The 6,045-nt window shown below is 44.1% G+C and carries 6 protein-coding genes; 3 read left to right on the top strand and 3 right to left on the bottom strand.

What is annotated here, in order from left to right; translation table 11 throughout:
• Nucleotides 1-886 (bottom strand): NFACT family protein (locus tag MKMG_RS10210; RefSeq protein WP_174235653.1); only part of this gene is annotated, 886 nt, incomplete at its 3' end.
• A gap of 71 nt (nt 887-957) precedes the next feature.
• Here MKMG_RS10210 and MKMG_RS10205 point away from each other — a divergent pair.
• Genes MKMG_RS10205 through MKMG_RS10195 form a run of 3 tightly spaced genes read left to right on the top strand, consistent with a single transcriptional unit; the run spans nt 958 to nt 4,308 of the window.
• Nucleotides 958-1,293 carry a hypothetical protein gene (locus tag MKMG_RS10205; protein ID WP_254059167.1) on the top strand — a complete coding sequence of 112 codons (336 nt, stop codon included), beginning with the start codon at nt 958-960 and terminating at the stop codon, nt 1,291-1,293.
• Nucleotides 1,294-1,307: 14 nt separating this feature from the next.
• Nucleotides 1,308-3,083 carry a ribosome biogenesis/translation initiation ATPase RLI gene (locus MKMG_RS10200; protein WP_165077750.1) on the top strand — a complete coding sequence of 592 codons (1,776 nt, stop codon included), beginning with the start codon at nt 1,308-1,310 and terminating at the stop codon, nt 3,081-3,083.
• A 34-nt stretch (nt 3,084-3,117) separates the two neighbouring features.
• A complete protein-coding gene (locus MKMG_RS10195) occupies nt 3,118-4,308 on the top strand; it encodes a hypothetical protein (RefSeq protein WP_165077748.1) in 1,191 nt (396 codons plus the stop codon).
• Here MKMG_RS10195 and MKMG_RS10190 read toward each other — a convergent pair.
• Nucleotides 4,303-5,283 (bottom strand): hypothetical protein, encoded by a 981-nt coding sequence (locus MKMG_RS10190; protein ID WP_165077746.1) that lies wholly within the window; start codon nt 5,281-5,283, stop codon nt 4,303-4,305. The two genes, MKMG_RS10195 and MKMG_RS10190, sit on opposite strands and share 6 nt — an antisense overlap.
• A gap of 95 nt (nt 5,284-5,378) precedes the next feature.
• The gene (locus MKMG_RS10185) at nt 5,379-5,870 is read right to left on the bottom strand and encodes a chemotaxis protein CheD (RefSeq protein WP_165077745.1); all 492 of its coding nucleotides are present in this window, start codon (nt 5,868-5,870) and stop codon (nt 5,379-5,381) included.
• Nucleotides 5,871-6,045 lie beyond the last annotated feature (175 nt).

Raw genomic sequence — 6,045 nt, 5'->3', positions numbered from 1 at the left:
CGATCTTCTTTTTTTCAAACGAAGCAATAGCATCCAACTGCCGTACCCGGATATTCTCTTCACGGCTGAGTTTTGGTTTTGGCGGGGTAATCAGTTCTTTCCCGCGGGGAAAATACTGGTCAAGCGCTTCGTGAAATGCCGTGAATGTCTCAACTGCTGTTTCATTTCCCAGAAGAAACGGCCAGCATCCTGATTTTGTGATGCAGGGACTGCGTTCCTCTTCAGTTCTCTTCAGAATCGACGAATATGCCGCAAACAATTTGTCGGCAGGTGCGGTAACGGCCGGTTCCGATCTGCTGACACCGGCAATCCTGCACGCCTCTTCCGCAAATTTGCCGCCCATGAGAAACTGTGTGGCAAGCGTCCTGACAGTATCGGCATCTGATGCCTGAAGAATGGATGCAAATTCTTCCCCGGATGCCGGTGCGGTATGTGCTGCAAGTGTATATGCTTCATCTGCAAATACACTGCGATCTTTGAACCGATGTTTTTTCAGGGGCTGAATGATGGTATATTCCCCGTCTGTCAGTATGATATTGCCTTCATCAAAGAGTTCAACGATCAGGTGAAACCGTTTTCCACTCTTTCCTATTTCAATATCAACAACCCGTTCAATCCCCGGCTGTGATATGCCAAGTACTCTTCCGCCATTGCAGTATTTTCGCAGAAACATTGAATATCCCGACGGATTTGCTGTTGCTGCAGGGAGCGATGACGTAAAATGTACCCGTTTTCCTATTTCAATAATCAGGGAAAATTTTTGCTTCTCTTCTCCATTGAGACGGATTCCAAACATCCCTGTATCATATTGGTAGGTTTTTCCGACCCACAAAGGGAGAAAACCCTGGGCCTCCGACACCATGGCATGAATATCAAGCCCACTCATTCCCTTTAAATTCGCCATTTATACCAAATTACATATTGTTCTAAGACAAAATTATAATGACTGGTGTCAGGATGACTGAAGAAAACGTGTCCAACGGAACTGAGGCAAGAATTGTCAAGTCTGGAGAACAAAAGAGAAAGGAGCATAATGAACGGATTATCCGTACGGGTATCGCGAGCATTATGGGAATTATTGCAGGTATTCTCTCGTATCTCCTCATTCAAAATGAGAGTCAGGGAGTTATTGGACTGCTCATTCTCCTTGGGGCAATGGTATTCCAGAAACATATATTCATGCTCATGAAGATGGATGTATCCGGACTGGGCGGAAAAGACTGGTTTTACCAGAGTTTTATGGCATTTGCGTTCTGGTTTATTACCTGGACAATTCTCCTGACAATACAATAATTTTGTGATATACTATGCGTATTGCTGTTGTTCATCGTGATCGTTGCCACCCGATAAAGTGTGGCAAAGAATGTATTTTGTACTGTCCGCGTGTCCGTACCGGTGATGAAACGATTGTTATCGGAGAGGAGGGAAAAGCGGTTATATCAGAAGAGCTCTGTGTTGGATGTGGTATTTGTATCAAGAAATGCCCGTTTGGTGCACTTGATATCGTGACCCTGCCCGAAGAACTGGATAACCCCACGCATCGGTATGGAACAAACGGATTTGCACTATACGGGCTCCCGATTCCGGTTGAAGGGAAAGTAACCGGGATTCTTGGAGCCAATGGTATCGGAAAAAGTACTGCCGTCAAAATTCTGTGTGGTCAGCTTGTCCCGAATCTGGGTAATCCTGACGATGGTTCCAATTGGGAAGGTATATTAAAACAGTACACAGGAACTGAACTGTATGATTACCTTCAGCAGGTTTCAAAATCATCCATAAAACCATCACTGAAGCCTCAGTACATCGATTATATACCGAAGGCCTTTAAGGGAACGGTGTCTGAACTTCTGTCATCAACTGATGAACGGGGGATGCTCAATCATTATATTCATGAATTCCGCCTTGAATCTCTTCTGGACCGTCCGATTGGAAAACTGAGCGGTGGTGAACTGCAGCGTGTTGCCATCACCGCCTGTCTCTCACGTGATGCGGATTTTTATTTCCTTGATGAAATAACCCCGTTTCTTGATATCTACCAGCGGATGATCGCTGCAAGGCTGATACGGGAACTTGCAGTGACGCGACCGGTGGTCATTGTTGAACATGACCTTGCCATTCTGGATATGCTTGCAGATACGGTGCATGTTGCCTACGGTAAACCCAGTGTCTTCGGAATTATCACCCGGCCAAAAGGCGTGAGAATTGGAATCAATCAATATCTGGAGGGATTTTTACCGGAGGAGAATGTGCGTTTCAGGGATTATGCCGTCACCTTCGAGACACGGTTCCACACCCATGATGCAGCCCGCCAGACGCTCATTGCATTTCCGGAGATGGAAAAGAAGTATGGCGATACCTTTTCCCTCAGCATCTCTGCCGGGGAAATTCTGGCAGGAGAGGTGCTGGGTCTTGTCGGTGCGAATGGTATCGGAAAGAGTACGTTTGCCAAGCTGCTTGCAGGCGTTGAAAAACCTGACCGCGGTGAGATGGATAAAACAGTACGAATTGCATACAAACCGCAGTACGTAAAAGGCGATTCATCAGTCTCGGTAGAATTCCTTCTGAGACAGGCCTGCCGTTCGTTTGATTCATCATATTACCAGCATGAAATTATTGAACCTCTGTCCATTACCCCCATCCTTCAGTCACCTGTAGATCAACTGAGTGGTGGAGAACTGCAGCGTGTTTCAATCGCGCTGTGTCTCTCACAGGATGCTGACCTCTATATTCTTGATGAGCCAAGTGCACATCTGGATGTTGAACAGAGGGTGAAACTGGCACGGGTTCTGCGCCGGCATGCGGAAGGAAGAGAGGCAGGCATCATTGTCATCGATCATGATATTTACCTGATTGATATGATCAGTGAACGCATGCTTGTCTTTGACGGAACACCCGGTGTCGCGGGTGCTGCATACGGGCCTTATAATATGAAAGATGGCATGAATCATTTTCTGAAAGGACTCGATATCACATTCAGGCGGGATCAATCGGGACGACCCCGTATAAATAAACCGGAATCCTATCTTGACAGAGAACAGCGGGCGAAGGGTGAATACTATTATGCGGATATATCTAAACCATAGGGGTTTATCATTTTTAAAACTTATATACTGAAATATGGTGCGGGGTGAAAAACTCGGGGATGCAATCCGGTATGTACAGATCGAGAATCTGCGGCAGGATCTCTATTTATATATCGATAATAATACAGAAAAAATAGATGTAAATCTCCCCGTTTTTTTTGCCCATATCGTATCTGCACTGGATAATGGATTTCCTGATCTTGATGATGCGACATACGATGAATTTATTGACAGTATTGCATACCGGGTGATGACGAATAGCAGTCAGAAAAATTTAACACAGTATACTGAACGCATCATTACCACTGCTATCCGCTCAAAACGGTCTTCCGGAAAGGCTTCTCTCAGAATTCTCGGCGGATTACAGCTGCTCTCATCAGGACATTTTCAGGATGCAATTGTGTATTTTTCTGATTACTGGAAGCATGATGCCAGAATTGGGTTTCTCATTGCATACTGTTATTATTCCATTTCAAAATCCCGGACAGGAGAGGAAAGTGCCGAAACCTCACGACAGAAACAGAGAACAGAACTTGCAGCACGTGAACAGTTACAGGAAATGGTGCGGGTTGCCCCCCCTCTCTACCGCCTGAAGCCACTGGATCTTTCTGATGATGAAGCCGTAGATAATGCATTCTGGTTCATGATCAAGATGTCTCACTGGTGGTTTCCAAATGAAAAATGGTTCATCCGGATTGGCTTAGAGAAGGCAAAAAAGGATAATAATGAGGCAAAACAGGTTGAACTGCTTAATATTTCAACGGTAAAATTTTTCAACGACCTTGATTTCCTCCGCGAATCATTCAATTACAGGCTTGAACACGGCGACGGTGTTGGAGCAAACGGGATTGTAAAACAGATGATTCAGCAATATCCGGAAAGTCTTGAACCGATATACTATGGGCTGAAGCTTTCTCTCATTGCAACAGGAAAAACATCGTATTCTCAATATCGTTCAATGGCAATGGATAAAGAAATGCCTGTCTACCTGATACAGATTCTGGACTGGACATTTTATGTATTAAAAAACCAGGAAAATGAATCCAATATGCAATTTAAAGAATTATTGCGCAGATTTAAGTCATTATCATATTATTTTATACCGTTAGATTATATCGTTCAGGATATCTTTTCTGCTGAAGAAGAAGAGTCCAGACAGGCCCGCATGCTATTCATTGATTCTATTGATATGTATGCAAAAAAAGTTTTGAAGGCCCATTCATAGATGATCGGACACATAATGAACCGCTACCCGGATGGGGGTGGGTGGTTCTGACAGATTGGAATTATCGGGTATCGGTTCGTTTACCATGGTCACCGGTATCTTTTCAGTGATATTATCAGAGAAATAGTATCCTGCCTCCCCTTTTGTAATAAACCACCATCGTCCTTTTGAGTCAGGGAAGACTTTTGTCACTTCATTACTGGTAATTCCGGTAATATTTCGGTTAATATGGGCGACAATCTCATTATTACCATATCCATAGAGTCCGTTATTTGTACCAATAATAAATATGCCGTCCTCCGTTACTGCAACATCATTGATTCGGGTAACGCCATATCCAAGGGCTGCAGGATCAGTGATTCGGGTAAAACCGGCTGATTCAGAATAATGCAGGATGATATTTTTATTGAACAGAATTACACCGCCAAATGGGTAGTCCACCACGGTGGTCATCTTCCCATATTGCTCACCAGGGCCGGAAACGTATGAAAATATTATTCCCTGTTCATCCGATACGCCCTCCCAGATACCGTGGAGACGGGTTGTCAGAATAATATTGCCTGTTGCATGGTCCTTTGCCATAGAGGAAATATAATAGGCACCGGGTCCGTCTTCAGTGAATGGACGAATCCAGTTCCATTTTCCTTCTGATAAATGATTTAACCCGGAATATCCATTCGCAATCCAGATGGTATCGTTATCACAGAGAATCTCATGTATGTTCATTGTGGAAAAAAATTCATCTGTACCAACTCTGGTAAATGATATTCCATCGTATTTTTGCACACCTGCTGAAAAACCAAGCCAGAGATAATTTTTATCATCAAATTCGATTGTCTGAATAAAATCGTCCTGTAGTCCGGTATCATAGTTCCATGGTTCTTTCTGGATTGTTGCCCACCCGGAGTCATACAGAGAAAGACCGTTTGTTGTTGCAAATGCAATCATGCCATCATGGCTTTCACTGATATCCATAACCCCAAGTGAGGAAATCGACCCGTTTGCAGGTATAAATGTAATTACGGTTCCGGATACCGGAATGGTCATACAAAACAGTATAACACAAATAATTAAAGCTCGTAACATTTCCCATCCGCTTTTCTGGTGGATATTCTGCCTCCGTCTTCCGGGAAAAAAAAGACGGATCTCCCGGATGTCCCACCGGTATCTTCTGATTCAATGGGAATATGCAATTCATTGAGATGCTTTTTCAGAGCAATGATATTTCTATTTCCAATATCCAGATTCCCTTTAAACTGCTCAAACATACTCGCTCCGCCGACCAGATATGCCGACAAATTCCTGCGCGAAGAACCACACTTTCCCATCTCACTGATCAGGTGGGGCACTGCAGTATCGGCAAATTTTCCCGGCCGTTCGCTTTTGCCATTACTCTCAGGCAACATCACATGTGCCAGTCCACCCGTTTTTAATTTCCTGTCGTAGAGAATGAATGCGACACACGATCCAAGCCCAATCGATGAAATTTGTGTATTTCTGATTTTGTACTCTCCAATTCCGACGTTCAATCCCTTTGAATCAGCAGCATTTCGTTTTTCCATTGAGCACTGCCGCCTCTACATCTCCGGGTTCATCAGATTGTTCAGGAGTGTGAGAATCTGCCGGAGAGTCTGTTCTTCAGGCAGCATGATGATCGTACTGGATATGTCATTATTTTTGGATTTGAGTTCAGTCGAGAAGAGGATAATTTCATTAATATCCCCTGCCACCTGCGCA

Origin of the sequence: Methanogenium sp. MK-MG (genome assembly GCF_009914725.1) — an archaeon.
Classification (GTDB): Archaea; Halobacteriota; Methanomicrobia; order Methanomicrobiales; family Methanomicrobiaceae; genus Methanogenium.
Note: the sequence above shows the minus strand (reverse complement) of the source record. Positions and strands in the feature narration are given on the sequence as shown.